Source organism: Fulvimarina fulva (genome assembly GCF_039652615.1).
GTDB lineage: Bacteria > Pseudomonadota > Alphaproteobacteria > Rhizobiales > Rhizobiaceae > Fulvimarina.
This window is the reverse complement of record NZ_JBDJAC010000004.1, coordinates 196,995-211,298: the sequence shown is the minus strand read 5'-3', so window position 1 is coordinate 211,298 and position 14,304 is coordinate 196,995. Positions and strand designations below refer to the sequence as shown.

At 61.5% G+C, this 14,304-nt stretch carries 13 protein-coding genes; 3 read left to right on the top strand and 10 right to left on the bottom strand.

The features are described 5' to 3' along the window. Nucleotides 1-29 precede the first annotated feature (29 nt). From ABDX79_RS08035 to fni, 3 genes are all read right to left on the bottom strand, one after another. On the bottom strand, nt 30-905 hold the full coding sequence (locus ABDX79_RS08035) for a phosphoribulokinase (protein WP_346219758.1): 876 nt from the start codon (nt 903-905) through the stop codon (nt 30-32). Nucleotides 906-932: 27 nt separating this feature from the next. After that, the gene (locus ABDX79_RS08030; protein WP_346219757.1) at nt 933-1,967 is read right to left on the bottom strand and encodes a class 1 fructose-bisphosphatase; all 1,035 of its coding nucleotides are present in this window, start codon (nt 1,965-1,967) and stop codon (nt 933-935) included. A gap of 135 nt (nt 1,968-2,102) precedes the next feature. After that, nucleotides 2,103-3,176 (bottom strand): type 2 isopentenyl-diphosphate Delta-isomerase, encoded by a 1,074-nt coding sequence (gene fni, locus ABDX79_RS08025; RefSeq protein WP_346219756.1) that lies wholly within the window; start codon nt 3,174-3,176, stop codon nt 2,103-2,105. Between the two features lie 150 nt (nt 3,177-3,326). Between fni and ABDX79_RS08020 the strand changes: the two genes are divergently transcribed. The 3 genes from ABDX79_RS08020 to ABDX79_RS08010 all read left to right on the top strand — a co-directional run bounded on the left by ABDX79_RS08020 (nt 3,327) and on the right by ABDX79_RS08010 (nt 5,825). Beyond that, a complete protein-coding gene (locus tag ABDX79_RS08020) occupies nt 3,327-4,274 on the top strand; it encodes a polyprenyl synthetase family protein (RefSeq protein ID WP_346219755.1) in 948 nt (315 codons plus the stop codon). A gap of 94 nt (nt 4,275-4,368) precedes the next feature. Continuing rightward, entirely contained in the window at nt 4,369-4,728 is a 360-nt protein-coding gene (locus ABDX79_RS08015; protein ID WP_346219754.1) for a DUF952 domain-containing protein, read from the top strand. Continuing rightward, the gene (locus ABDX79_RS08010) at nt 4,725-5,825 is read left to right on the top strand and encodes a quinone-dependent dihydroorotate dehydrogenase (RefSeq protein WP_346219753.1); all 1,101 of its coding nucleotides are present in this window, start codon (nt 4,725-4,727) and stop codon (nt 5,823-5,825) included. Before ABDX79_RS08015 ends, ABDX79_RS08010 begins: the two co-directional genes overlap by 4 nt. Before the next feature lie 643 nt (nt 5,826-6,468). On the opposite strand, the gene ABDX79_RS08005 is transcribed toward ABDX79_RS08010, so the two are convergent. The 7 genes from ABDX79_RS08005 to ABDX79_RS07975 form a co-directional block, all read right to left on the bottom strand. Continuing rightward, a complete protein-coding gene (locus tag ABDX79_RS08005; RefSeq protein WP_346219752.1) occupies nt 6,469-7,284 on the bottom strand; it encodes an ABC transporter permease in 816 nt (271 codons plus the stop codon). Further along, entirely contained in the window at nt 7,281-8,177 is an 897-nt protein-coding gene (locus tag ABDX79_RS08000) for an ABC transporter permease subunit (protein WP_346219751.1), read from the bottom strand. The genes ABDX79_RS08005 and ABDX79_RS08000 overlap by 4 nt, the downstream gene beginning before the upstream one ends. Nucleotides 8,178-8,192: 15 nt before the next feature. Continuing rightward, on the bottom strand, nt 8,193-9,347 hold the full coding sequence (locus tag ABDX79_RS07995) for an ABC transporter ATP-binding protein (RefSeq protein WP_346219750.1): 1,155 nt from the start codon (nt 9,345-9,347) through the stop codon (nt 8,193-8,195). Nucleotides 9,348-9,414: 67 nt separating this feature from the next. After that, complete coding sequence (locus ABDX79_RS07990) at nt 9,415-10,512, bottom strand: polyamine ABC transporter substrate-binding protein (protein WP_346219749.1); 1,098 nt, start codon at nt 10,510-10,512, stop codon at nt 9,415-9,417. 181 nt (nt 10,513-10,693) lie between these two features. Further along, nucleotides 10,694-11,167 (bottom strand): GFA family protein, encoded by a 474-nt coding sequence (locus ABDX79_RS07985; RefSeq protein ID WP_346219748.1) that lies wholly within the window; start codon nt 11,165-11,167, stop codon nt 10,694-10,696. Between the two features lie 100 nt (nt 11,168-11,267). Then, the gene (locus ABDX79_RS07980) at nt 11,268-11,735 is read right to left on the bottom strand and encodes a GNAT family N-acetyltransferase (protein ID WP_346219747.1); all 468 of its coding nucleotides are present in this window, start codon (nt 11,733-11,735) and stop codon (nt 11,268-11,270) included. A gap of 34 nt (nt 11,736-11,769) precedes the next feature. Next, on the bottom strand, nt 11,770-13,887 hold the full coding sequence (locus ABDX79_RS07975) for a GumC family protein (protein WP_346219746.1): 2,118 nt from the start codon (nt 13,885-13,887) through the stop codon (nt 11,770-11,772). Nucleotides 13,888-14,304 lie beyond the last annotated feature (417 nt).

Genomic DNA, 14,304 nt, shown 5'->3' with positions numbered 1-14,304 from the left:
TCAGCTTTCTCGGCAAGCGTAAAAAGTCATCAGGATGCGCGTCGTTTGCGCTCCATCAGCTTCAGAATCAATGGGGTCAGGATCAATTGCATCGCGATATCGAGCTTTGCACCCGGCGCGCAGATGGAATTGGCCCGCGACATGAAGCTGTGGGGTATCATCGACAAAAGATAGGGAAAGTCGATGCCGCGCGGGTTGGCGAAGCGAATGACGATCATGGATTCGTCGGGCGTCGGAATCCAGCGTGCAATGAACGGGTTCGACGTATCGACGATCGGAACCCGCTGGAAGTTGATGTGCGTTTCGCCAAATTGCGGGCAAATATATTTCACGTAGTCCGGCATGCGGCGCAGGATCGTGTCCATCACGGCTTCCGTCGAATAGCCCCGCGTCGCCTTGTCCCGGTGGATTTTCTGGATCCATTCGAGATTGATCACCGGCACAACGCCGATCTTCAGATCGGGATAACGCGCGAGATCGATCGTATCCGTCTTCACACAGCCATGGAGCCCCTCGTAAAAGAGGAGGTCCGAATTTTCGTGAAGCGGCTCCCACTCGGTGAACTTGCCCTCCGGCAGGCCGTATTTCTCCATCTCCCGGTCGTCATGGATGTAATGCCGAGTGCGGCCCGTGCCCTTGCGACCATATTCGTCAAAGACATCGCGCAGGTCTTCGAGCAGATTGGCCTCCGGCGAGAAATGCGAGAAGGTCGTGTTTCCGGCTGCCGTCTCGGTGGCCATCTTCACCCGCATCGCATCGCGATCGTAGCGATGAAACGCGTCCCCCTCGATGAAGGCAGCATCGACGCTCTCACGGCGAAAGATCTGGTCGAAGATATCCTTGACCGAGGTCGTTCCTGCCCCGGACGAGCCTGTAATCGCGATGATGGGATGTTTGGCGGACATGGATGGGTCTGGCTCGGCAGCAGCGCCTTACGGCCTGAAGAGAGTGCGTTTTCCGAACAGCGGCGAGCGTTCGGCCAGAGCCTCGGGATCGGCGATATAACGCCCGATCCGCTCCACCTCGCGCTTCGAACCGAAGACCAGCGGCGTGCGCACATGCAGTCCTTCCGGCTCGATGTCGAGGATGCGGGTCGTTCCGTCGGTCGCGGCGCCCCCGGCCTGCTCCACCAGCATCGCCACGGGATTTGCCTCGTACATCAGGCGCAGGCGGCCCTTCTGATAGCCTTTCCGCTCATCGCCCGGATAGAGGAACACACCGCCCCGCTGCAGGATGCGATAGGCGTCCGCCACCAGCGAACCGACATAGCGCATTCCGAACTCGCGCTCGCGCGGCCCTTCCTCGCCTGCCAGCAGGTCGTCGATGTAGTTGCGGATATGCGAGTCCCAGTGCCGATAATTCGACATGTTGATCGAGAACTCTTTCGACCTGTCCGCGACCGTCACCGAGGCCGCCTGCTCCACGAAGCCGCCGAATTTCGGGGAGAACAGGAAGACGTGCGTGCCATTGCCCACTGTCAGCACCAGCTGGAGCTGCGGCCCGTAGGTGAAGAAGCCGGCGGCAAGCTGATTGGCGCCCTTTTGCATGAACACGGTCTTCAGATCGGCGCGGTGGGCGTCGGTGACCGGCAGAATGGAGAAGATCGTGCCGATCGAAACATTGGTCGAGATGTTGGACGAACCGTCCAGCGGATCGATGGCGATGGCGAAGTCACCCTCTTCATCGAGGGTGACCGGTCCTTCCTGCTCTTCCGACCCGAAGAACACGAAGCCCGAATCCCTGGCCGCCTGGAGAAACGCCTTGTCCGCGAGGACGTCCAGCTCTTTCTGCATGTCCCCGTCGGCATTGCTGCCGCCGCGCTGATCGCCCAGATTGCCGCCTTCGATGATCGTGTTGCGAACCTTCACCGAGGCCGTGCAGAGATGGCGGATCGCCTCGGCGATTCGGCGCTGGCCTTCATCCGCGCTCAGAGCGGATCTCAAGTAAGCGTCGAGTGACGATGGCATGGCGGTCTCTCCCGGTCAGCACGAACAGATCGAGGCCTCCTTACACTACGAGGCGGGTGCAAGGGCAAGCACCGGATATCGCTACTTGGCTGACCAAATGCCGATCGAACAGACGATCGCGTCAGCTGGTTCGACCTAGCGGGCGCCGAGAAAACCCGGCGGATCGAGAAGAGATGCCTTTTTCAGGGCTTCCACGGTTCCTGATCCGGTGCAGAAACAGACGATCCGCAGCGTCCGGATCACATCCTCGAAATGCGCGATCACCGCGTCAACCGAGGTTTCGGCAGCTTTGAGTGTCGCGGCGGCCTGCCCGGCGAGATTGGCGCCACAGCGAATCGCCTTCGCGACATCGATCCCGTTGCGGATGCCCCCCGAAGCGATGATCGGCGTTTTGGCGCAGGTCGCCCGCACGTCGGCGACGGCCCGAGCCGTTCCAATTCCCCAATCCGCGAAGAGTTCGGCGACGGCCCTTTGCCGGGGATCGGCCGCTCTGGCCGCCTCAACCTTCGCCCAGCTCGTTCCGCCGGCCCCCGCGACGTCGATCACGCAGACGCCGGCCTCGACCAGCCGCCGTGCGACCGCGCCGGACAGTCCCGCGCCGACCTCCTTGACGACCACCGGCACAGAGAGCTTCGAGCACAGGCGCTCGATCGCCGAAAGGACACCGCGCCAATCCGTGTCGCCTCCGGTCTGTACCGCCTCCTGCAGGGGATTGAGATGAATGATCAGCGCGTCGGCGCCGATCATCTCCACCGCGCGCATCGCTTCGTCCTCGCCATAGCCGAGCACGAACTGTGCGCCACCGATATTGGACAGGATCGGCACGGAGGGCGCCCTGTCGCGCAAGGCGCGATCGAGCCCGCCGCCGCCGCGTCCCTCCAGCGCAACCCGCTGTGACCCGACCGCCAACGCGATCCCAAGCGCCTCGGCCGCTTCCGCGAGATGGGCATTGATCCCGGCCGCGCGCTCGGGCCCGCCGGTCATGGAGGAGATCAGGAGCGGTGCCGAGAGCCTCTTGCCGAGAAACGGCACGCTGAGATCGATCTCGCCGAGCGAGAGTTCCGGCAAAGCGACATGCTCGAAGACGATCTGGTCGAGGCCTGTCGCCGCGCTTGGCGCCTCGCCATCCTGTGCGAGCACGATATCCAGGTGATCGATCTTGCGCGACCCGATGTCGCTGGTTTTCGATCGGTTCTCGTCAGCGGCCAATCTTGCCTGCCCTGCTGTTTTGCCAGTTACTCAAGCCGCAATCATTTCCCGGTCGAATTTCGCTGTATCCGTGTTAGCATCTGATTGAAACACGCCGGAAGCTCAAGGGATCAAGATCAAGTTGTCTCTGCGTATCATGGACATCGCCGTATGAGTGAGACGCGGCAAGAGGAAGCCGCCCGTCTCTTGAAGCGAATCGAACAGCGCCTCGGTGACATCCTGCCAGAGTGCCTCGATGGTCAGGAGAAGCTGAGGGACGCCATGGCGTCCAGCGTGCTTGCGCCCGGCAAGCGGCTGCGTCCGATGCTCGCAGTCCTCACGGCCATGGATCTCGACGGAAATGTCGAGGCCGCGATCGAGGGCGGCTGTGCGATCGAGCTGATCCACACCGCCTCGCTGGTGCTGGACGATCTGCCCTGCATGGACGATGCGACACTCCGGCGCGGACGTGCACCGACCCATGTCGCCTATGGCGAGGAGACCGCCCTTCTTGCGGTCATTGCCATGGTGTCGCGGGCCTTCGAACTGCTTGCGGCAGCGCCGACGCTCACCCCGGAACAGCGCACGCGTTCGGTCGCAGCGCTCGGCAAGGCGGTTGGAACGAGCGGTCTCGTGGCCGGTCAGTTCGCCGACCTGAAAGGGGGCAGCGGATCGACGGAGGATGTCGCGCGCACCAATGCGCTGAAGACCGGCGCGCTGTTTCTGGCGGCGATCGAGATCGGGATGATCGGCAGCGGCGCACCTGAGGAAACCCGGCGCGAGCTCGAAGCCTTCGCCCGTCAGCTGGGATTGGCCTTCCAGCTTCTCGACGATCTTCTCGACGACAGCCAAACCGCGGTCTCGATCGGCAAGGACATCGGCCAGGACGCCGGCAAGTCCACCATCGTCTCGATGATCGGCCGGTCTTCCACGGAAGAGCAGATCGATCGGCACATGCGCTCGGCCCTGTCCCATCTGGAAGCAGGACTCGGCCCCGAGAGCCGTCTTGCCGGTCTTCTGCACGTCATCTGGCAGACGGCCCGGCATCGCACCGCCGAGCACAAGGCCGGCAAGGGCGCCGACGGGGGACGGGTCGACGAACCGGCCGGAATGCAGTGAGCCGAGCGGCCGCCGCCCACGATGTCCTGTTGATAGCGAGTTTCGCGGCCGATCCATGGTTGATTCGGCAAGGGAAGCGGCCCAAGGCTCTGTCATGTCCGATCCAATCTACAAAATTCTGACCCACGACGAGTGGGCCAGCCTCCAAGCCGCCGGGCGTTTCGATGGAGCGCCGGTGGATATCGCCGATGGCTACGTCCATTTCTCGACCGCTTCACAGGTTCGCGAGACGGCGGCGAAGCACTTTGCAGGCAAGAACGATCTTCATCTTCTCGCTGTCGCACCCGAACAGCTCGGCGATGCGCTGAATTGGGAGCCCTCGCGTGGGGGCGCACTGTTTCCGCATCTCTATGCGCCGCTTTCGATGGACGCCGTGATCTGGGAAAAGCCGCTGCCGCTCGACGACGACGGCCGTCATGTCTTTCCCGAAGATCTTGCCGGAGCGACCGCATGACGGCGCTCTATCGCCTTGCCCGGCCGGCGATCTTCCGCATGGACCCGGAAAAGGCGCACGATCTTTCGATCAAGGCCCTCAGACTCGGCCTCGCAAAGGGCGGGCGCGTTCCCGTGGACGATCGTCTGCGGGTCAAGGTCGCCGGCCTCTCCTTCCCCAATCCGCTCGGTCTCGCTGCCGGCTACGACAAGAACGCCGAGGTGCCGGACAGGCTGCTCAGCCTCGGTTTCGGTTTCGTCGAGGTGGGCACGGTGACACCCCAGCCGCAGGACGGAAACCCCAAACCCCGTCTGTTCCGGCTGAAGCAGCACGGGGCCGTCATCAACCGATTCGGCTTCAACAATTGCGGCCACGCCGACGCGGTGGAGCGACTCGCCGAACGCCAGCGCAAAGCAGGTATCGTCGGCGCCAATATCGGCGCGAACAAGAATGCGGAAGACCGCGTTGCCGACTATGTGGAAGGCGTTGCGAGCTTTGCGCCCCTCGCCTCCTATCTCACGATCAACATTTCCTCGCCGAACACGCCGGGCCTGCGCGACCTTCAGGCGACCGAGGAGCTGGACCGCCTGCTGGAACACGTCATCGCCGCCCGCAACGGCGAAGCGGCGGTCTCGGCAAGCCCCAAGGTGCCGGTCTTTCTCAAGGTCGCGCCGGATCTCACCAAGACGCAGATCGCCGGTATCGCGAAAACCGCGAAGAAGCGGAAGGTGGACGGTCTTATCGTCTCGAACACCACGCTCTCACGTGCCGGCGTCGAGAACGACAAGGCCGCGGGCGAGACCGGAGGCCTCTCCGGCAGACCCCTTCGCGCGCGCGCCACGAGCGTGCTCGCCCATTTCCGCAAGGCGCTCGGCCCGGACATGGCCCTGATCGGGGTCGGCGGTGTGTCCGATCTCGGGAGCTTCATCGAAAAGATCGAGGCTGGCGCCGATCTCGTCCAGATCTATACGGCCCTCGTCTATGGCGGCCCCGGCCTGCCAAGCGCGATCCTCACCGATCTCCTGCGCTATCTGAGGTACAACGAGATCGACAATGTCTCCTCCCTGCGCGATCGCCGGACGGACGCGCTCGCCGAGAGCTTCCCGCTGGAAGATTGATTGATACCGTTTCCGGCTGATCAGGCCGGGGACGGTATCCAAGCTCGCGCGGCATATGAGCGTTCTTCAAATCCGTCATCGCGAAGCGATCAAACGGATTTCGTATGAGAGCGCCGACGCGCGCCGTCATGATTGCCCTCATCTTCGTCGGCGCGGGCGGCGTGAGTTGAGCGCGTTTTAACTTTCGATCAAAAAAACTCGCAGAATCTGAAAGATTCACAGCGCACATACCGCATTTGGGTGATGCGGCACGGCCTCAAAGACGGTTTGATCGGACTCGCCTTCGGGCTCCCTCCCGGGGATCACACGGACCGGACAGCGCCTAAAACGCCCCAAGCGGCGACTGTCTCGGGCTTGTGATGATGTCGGCGTTGTCGACGTGACGCCCTCGGGAGGGACGGAAGGTCCGAGAGCGGATGGCCATCAATCGATATGGCTCTTTCGCGTCAGGATCTCGATTTGCAGCGTGATTTCATCCGAAAGGTCAGCGGCTTTTCGGCAAGATACTTCAGACCTTTTCAGGCACGGATTTCATTACCGAGGCAATTCCTGAATCAACGGAGAAATGAGCCGGCATACTCCCAATGTGCCGGCTCATTTCTTCTGTTTGCCTCTCTCGCAAGCCGGAATGGACTGAGCTTCGTCAGCCGTATGCCGCTTCGCTTTCGCGCGCGCGGCGAACTTCGTGGCGCTTGTTGACGAGAGTGGCGGTGAGCACACCGACGGTGACGATCGCGATCAGGATCGTGCAGACGGCGTTGATCTCCGGCGTCACACCCAGCCGCACCGCGCTGTAGATCTTCATCGGCAACGTCGTCGCCGAAGGTCCGGTCGTAAAACTCGCCACCACCAGATCGTCCAGCGAGAGCGTGAAGGCGAGAAGCCAGCCCGCCGCAACCGCAGGCCAGATCACCGGAAGCGTGATCGAGAGGAACGTCCGCGCCGGCGTTGCACCGAGATCCATCGCTGCCTCTTCCAAAGACCGATCGAAGGACAGGAGTTTGGACTGCACGACCACCGCGACGAAGCACATCGAAAAGGTGATGTGCGCCAGCGTGACCGTCCAGAAGCCGCGATCGAAGTCGATTGCAACGAACAGAAGAAGCAGGGAAAGACCGGTGATCACCTCAGGCATGACGAGCGGCGCATAGACCATTCCGGTGAACAGCACCCGACCGCGAAAGCGCGTGTAACGTGTGAGCGCCACCGCAGCGAGCGTCCCGAGCAGCGTTGCCGTGGTAGCGGATAGAACACCGACACGCAGGGTCACCCAAGCCGCGTCGAGCAGGCCCTGATTGTTGAAGAGCTGCACATACCAGCGCGTGGAAAATCCCGCCCACACCGTCACGAGCTGCGAGGCGTTGAAGGAGTAGATGACCAGGAGGACGATCGGCAGATAGAGGAACGAGAAGCCGACGATGATGGAGATGATGTTGAACGTCGTCCAGCCCTGTTTCATCGCGCCGCCTCCCGATCCTGAATGCGCTGGAAGATCACGATCGGCACGACGAGAATGAGGAGAAGAATGATCGCGACGGCGGACGAAACCGGCCAGTCGCGATTGTTGAAGAACTCCATCCACAGGGTCTTGCCGATCATCAGGGTCGACGAGCCGCCGAGAAGATCGGGAATCACGAATTCGCCCACCGCCGGGATGAAGACGAGAAAACAACCCGCCAGAACGCCGCGGAACGAGAGCGGAAAGGTGATCGTCCAGAAGCTCTTCAGCGGCGTCGATCCGAGATCGGCTGCGGCCTCCAGAAGGCTCTTATCCATCCGGTCGAGATTGGCGAAGATCGGCATCACCATGAACGGCAGATAGGAATAGACGATGCCGATATAGATCGCGATCTCGGTATTGGTGATGATGAGCGGCTGGTCGATGAAGCCGAGGAACATCAGGAACTGGTTGAGCAGGCCCTCGGGCTTCAAAATGCCGATCCAGGCGTAGACCCGGATCAGAAAGCTCGTCCAGAACGGCAGGATCACCAGCATCAGGAGCAGCGGCTTCCAGCTCTGGGGCGCCTGGGCCATGCCATAGGCCAGAGGATAGCCGATCAGGAACGTCAACGCGGTCGATATCAGCGCGATCCTGAGGCTGATCATGTAGGAATTGAAATAGAGGGAGTCGTTCGCGATCCACAGATAGTTGTCGATCGTCAGCTGCTTCAGCGAATCCCACCACGTCGCCGGATCGCCGAAGGTCGGCGTGTAGGGCGGCATCGCGGTCGCGATCTGCGAGAAGGACAGCTTCAGGACGATGAGAAACGGAATGAGGAAGAGGCAGGCGAGCCAGAAATAGGGAAGGCCGATGGTGATCGACCGGAACAGACCCTCGCGTGGTTTCGCCATCCAGCTCTCCTGCCCTCAGTTCGCCAGAAGCAAGCCGGCGTCCGGGTCGAACGAGACCCAGGCGCGGTCGTGCCATGTGAGCTGAATCGGGCTTTTCCGGTTCGCATTGATGATCGACACCCGGACGATCTTGCCGTCGTCGAGCTTCAGGTGGAAGGAGGTCATGTCGCCGATATAGGCGATCTCCCAGACCTCGCCGGAGATCACATTCGGCCCGCTCAACTCTTCCGCCGAAAGCTTCAGCTTTTCCGGGCGCACCGCGTAGGCGGCCTTCGCGCCCGGTCCGATCGATCCCGACGTTTCGGTGTTCGCATCGACCTCGAGCACATGTCCGCTATCGGTTTCGAGCGTCAGGCGATCGCCGTTGCGCGTGCTCACGGTCCCGTCGAAGATGTTCACCGTCCCGATGAAATCGGCGACGAAGCGCGAGGACGGCGCCTCGTAGATTTCCGGCGGCGTGCCGATCTGGAGAATGCGCCCATCGCCCATGACGGCGATCCGGTCGGCCATGGTCATCGCCTCTTCCTGGTCATGGGTGACCATGATGAAGGTGATGCCGAGCTCGTATTGCAGATCGGTCAGTTCGAACTGGGTCTCTTCGCGCAGCTTCTTGTCGAGCGCACCGAGCGGTTCGTCGAGAAGAAGCACCTTCGGGCGCTTCACCAGGGAGCGCGCCAGCGCGACGCGCTGCTGCTGGCCACCGGACAGCTGATGCGGCTTGCGCCGACCGTAATTTTCCAGCTTCACCAGCTTGAGGACGTCACGAACCCTGTCTTCCCGCTCCGCCTTGGCGACGCCGTCCTGCTTCAGGCCGAAGGCGATATTGTTCGCGACGCTCATATGCGGAAAGAGCGCATAGGACTGGAACATCATGTTGATCGGCCGCTTGTGCGGCGGAATCCCGGTCATGTCCTCGCCGTCGAGCAGGATTCGTCCCTTCGTCGGCGATTCGAATCCCGCGAGGAGCCGCAGCAGCGTCGACTTGCCCGAACCCGATGCACCGAGAAGCGCGAAGAACTCTCTCTCGAAAACGTCAGCGGACAGATTGTCGATCGCCGCGACGCCGTCGAAAATCTTGCTGACGCCCTCGAACCGGATGAAGGGTTTTGCGGCGGGATCGGTCCAGGGCGAGAAGCTCTTGCGAACCGATCCGAGTGACTGGGATTTCACGTGCCAGATCCTCCAGGCGAAGGCCGCATCCGCCGCGAACGACGGATGCGGAAGACGAGAGGTCCGGTTACTGGCCGGTGACGACCCGCGTCCAGAGACGCGTTTCGAGGCGCTGTTCGCGCGGCCCCTTGCTTTCCACCGCGAACAGACGCTTGCGGGTTTCCTCGTCCGGATAAACGCCCGGATCGTTGAGGATTTCCGGATCGACGAATTCGTCGGCCGCCGCATTGCCGTTCGCATAGTTCACGACGTTGGTCGCCTTGGCGATGACTTCCGGACGCATCATGTAGTTCACGAACTTCTGCGCGGCTTCAGGATGCGGCGCATCGGCCGGAATCGCCATGTTGTCGACCCAGATCACGGCGCCTTCCTTCGGGATCACGTACTGGATCTCGACGCCCTGCCCTGCGTCCTTGGCGCGATCACGCGCCTGAAGAACGTCGCCAGACCAGCCATGGGCCATGCAGATGTCGCCATTGGCAAGCGCCGTGATGTATTCCGACGAGTTGAACTTGCGGATATATGGCTTGATCTTGAGAAGCAGATCCTCGGCTTTCTGAAGGTCTTCGGGATTGGTCGAGTTGGGATCGAGCCCGAGATAGTTCAGCGCGGCCGGCACGACCTCTTCGGAGGTGTTCAGCATGTAGACGCCGCAATCGGCGAGCTTGGAGACGAGTTCGGGATCGAAGAGCAGATCGTAGGTGTTCAGCGGCTGGTCTTCGCCGAGCCGTTCCTTCACCATCTTCGTGTTCAGCCCAAGGCCCGTTGTGCCCCACATGTAATTGACGGCGTACTCATTGCCGGGATCGTATCGCGCCAGACGCTCCATCACATCCTGGTCAAGATTGTCCCAGTTCGTCAGCTGCTCCTTGTCGAGCTTCTGGAAAACGCCGGCCTGGATCTGGCGCTGCAGGAAGGTGCCGGTCGGGACCACCACGTCATAGCCCGAACCGCCGGCAAGCAGCTTGGTCTCGAGAATCTCGTTGGAATCGAAGACGTCGTAATTGACGGAAACCCCGGTTTCCTTGGTGAAATCCTCAAGGATCGATTCGTCGATATAGTCCGACCAGTTATAGACGTTGACGACATCAGCCTGCGCATTTGCCGATCCGATCATGCCGGCGGTAAAAACTGCGCTGAGTGTCAGAAGAAAAGTCCGTTTCATAAAACAGCTGCCCCGTGTTCGCTCACAAGTGGAAGGCCCTTCGCGCGAAGACGGATCAAAGGCGCTCAGGCGTTTGTCACATTTTATATGGACACCTCGTCCGCCCGTCCATGGCCGCATCTCGGAAATTCAGGGCATCAAGCGCTCAAATACTGTGCGCCCGGCGCGCATGTCCGCCCGCCTACCCTGCCAATTGGGCATATTCAGCCATCAGAGCCGGGAGGCGATCGGGCGGCGGGAATCTCTCGAAACTGTGCAGCGCAGGCGTCTTTGCCCAGGGAAGCATCTCGCTGGTGTAGGTTTCGATGAAGGGTGCGTAAGTCGGCGCGTCCTCCAGCATGGTCGCCCGCACATTCACGAAACCATGGATTTGCTCGACATAGGTGAACAGCCAGCTCTTGCAGTGATCGCAGAAGTGGTGGCGGATATCGCCATGGAGACCGCCGATCACGGTATCGCCGGTCTTTATCTCGAACGCCTCGCTCGGATAGAGCGAACTCAAGGAAAACGCGCTGCCCGTCATTTTCTGGCAGCCGGTACAATGGCAGGCCATGGTTGCAACCGGCTTGCCCCTGACCGCGAAGCGAACCTCGCCGCACCGGCAGGAGCCCTCGGTGATCGAACCGTCGTTGGGGATGGGATCGGAGGTGACCATAGTCGCTGCCTTCCGCTGGATGATCTCGATGGGGCGAGACCGATTCCATGCCAGATGGCGCAGTGTCAGAGCAAGTCCGGGCAACGCACTCCAGAATTGTCTAAAGTGCGCGAACCATGAAGACTGCGTCGGCCCCGTAGCTCGCCAGTTTCCCTGAAGGCAAAACGTCCGGTGCCTCGCGAAAACCGTGACGGCGCCAGAAGACCGCCGTTCCATAGACCGAAATCAGACAGGCGCGAGATAAGTCAGGCGCGCCGCCGAGAAGCAGGCTCACCGCTTCGCCCGCCAGCGAACGCCCTCTGGCTTCGGGAAGAAGAGCGACGTCATGAATATAGAACGCGTCGGCATCCTCCGGTAAGTTGCCCATGACGCTGCCGAGCGGCGGCAGATCGGGCAGGCGCACCGGATGGCCGATCGCATAACCGCAGAGCGTTTCGTTCCCCTTGCAGACGAGAGCCCCGGTGGGCCAGAGGTGCATCCGATCGGCGAACACTTCCACCGGTTCCCTAAGGTCCGGATGGATGCGATCGGCAATCCCCAAAACCCCGGCGAGGTCATCCGGACGCATTTCCCGCCAGCGGGGGGTGTCCTTCCCAGGATCTTCAGACGACATTGCTGGTGCGAGGCCCTGGCATCGTCGCACCCGAAACCTTTCCGCCTGCCGGCGATCGCAGCTTCAACAGGCGCTCGCGGATCGTCTCGATTTCCTTTTGCATATGTTCGGCCTCTTCCGGAGACCGAGCCGCTGCCCTGACACGCTCGCTGTAGCGAGCCGCCTCAGGACCCTGTGCCGAGCGCAGGGCCGTCACAGTTTCCGACAGGGTCTTTCGGCGTGCTGGCTCCACCTGCTCCGCTGCAGGCCGCGATTCGGTTTCCGGCTCCATCGCTGCCCGTTTCGGAAAGTTCCATTTGCGCCGGCTGGTGCGCTGCTCCGAGGTGGACGCGATGCCCACCTCGTCCGCCGATTTTTCGGCCACCTGCGATCCAGCCATAATCGGCGTCACGGTTTCGGACTCGGGGTGAGTGGAGCCTGCCTCGTCCATGGCGCGCGCCGAAACGGTGCTCTCCAGCTCAGGCCTGGATGGCTCGGGCCGGGCAATCGCAGGCACGGTGTCGCTTCCCCTCAAGGCCCAGGCGGCGTCGTTCGTACCGGCGCGTTCCGGCAATGTCGTGTCGCTCTCACGCAATCCCGGAAGTGGCTCTGCGGGCTGCTGCGCATAAACCGGCCGAGCTGCACCATGCCCGTTCGAGAAGCCATCCGATCCACGGGCGTAACCGGCCTTGTTCTCGGCGAATATCGTCTTCACGGGGCGCCAGAGTGCCCAGACCGTCGCAATCCCGAAACCGAGGATAAAGCCCATGAGGAAGCCGGCCAGGACGACCACACGACGCGACATGCTCGATGGAAGAAGCGGCGGCGTCGCAGAGGAGATGATACGCACATTCGCCGTATTGAGGCGTTCCTGCTCGGAAATCTCGCGCGCCCTCAGAAGAAAGGCTTCGTACACGGCACGCGAGGCTTCGACCTCACGCTCCAGTTCGCGCAGCCGGACGAAGGATTCGCTTGTCGCGAGCTGCTTGGTCTTCAAAGTGTCGATCTGTGCGGTGAGATCCTGATCCGTGCTCTCGGCCCGGTCGAGTTCGGTCTCGGCGGCCGCGACGATCCGGTTCACCTCGGAACGGATTCCGGAACGTGCTGCCTCGAGCGCCTGGGCGTTGGCAATTCGGCGCGGATGGCGCGGCCCCAGCGAGGCAGACAGGATCGCCTCCTGCTGACTGAGCTTCTGGTAGGAATCCCTCAGCTGGTTCAGCGCAGTCGAGGTCAGCTCTTCCGGGAACGAGCCTTCGACCACATCGTCGACGCTCGCATTGCGCATCTGCTCGGCCTTGTTGCGCAAGGCCGTGACGTCGCCGCGCGAGCGGGCGAGCTGATCATTGATGCGCAGGATGTAATCGTCGTCGACCAGCCGTCCGCCCACGCCGACGAGGCGGTTTTCCCTTTTGTATTCCTCAACTGCACGTTCGGCCTGGCTGACACTCGCGCGCAGCTCTTCCAGCCGGCTCGAAAGCGAGTCGCTCGCCCGTCTTGCGGTGGACGACTGCACCCGGCCGAGTTCGTCGATGAAGGTATCGGCGATCAGATTGGCGAGCTCCGCCGATTTCTGCGGCGAAGGCGTCTCAACGCTGAGATGAAGCACGAAGCTCTTCGGCTCGCGGCTTACCGACATGTTGCGGCGAAGATTGTCGAGCGTGACCAGTTCAATCCGTGAAAGCGGTGCGCCTTCGGGAGACGGCATCACTTTCTCCGTCAGCCCGAGATAGTCCTTGATCGTTCCGAGGATCGAGAACCCTTTGCCGTTGAAATAGGAATCGTTGAGGAGATCGGCTTTCTCGACCACATCGATGAGAACTTCGTTGGAATCGATGACGGCCGTCTGGCTCTCGATGAGGGCGAGTGTCGCATCGCTCGGTAGGCCGTTCGGCGTCACCTCGTTCTGCACGACCTTGATGTCGCGCGGATCGACCAGCACCTGCGTCGTTGCTGTATAGAGCTTGGGCGTCAGCATCGAATAGCCGGCCGCGAGGCCTGCACCTGCCAATGCACAGAAGAGAACGAACCACTTCGCCCTCCAGATCTTACCGATCACATAGATCGGGTCGATCAGGGATGGACCACGAAACACGTCCGCCTCGTTGCCGGCCGACCGTTCACGGCTCACCGCCGCGTCCTCATGATGATCAGAATGAGTTGTGAACATGGTTTATAGCACGACCGTCGAATTTGCTCGGCCATCCCGAACGGAAGGCTTTCCAGGATCCTGAGCCTGAACCGACATGGTCAATAAATCGTTAAAACCACTGCACGTGCACGGGATGCGGCCGCCGCTTGCTTGAAAAGGTGTGTTGATCATCGTCCGATGGGGACTGAACGTCCTGGGCACGGCATCGAGGAGTTGCTCGGATCGAGCCAGTGCCTCAAACGGGCCATCTCGCCCTCACCTCATGACCGATCCGATCGCTCTGGATGGAGCGGACATATTAACCATGGCGCGGGGAAGAGTGTGCGTTCGATCGATACGCCGCGTTCAAATCCTAAGATTTCGTCTATGACATTCCTAAAATCTGTTACGATATGA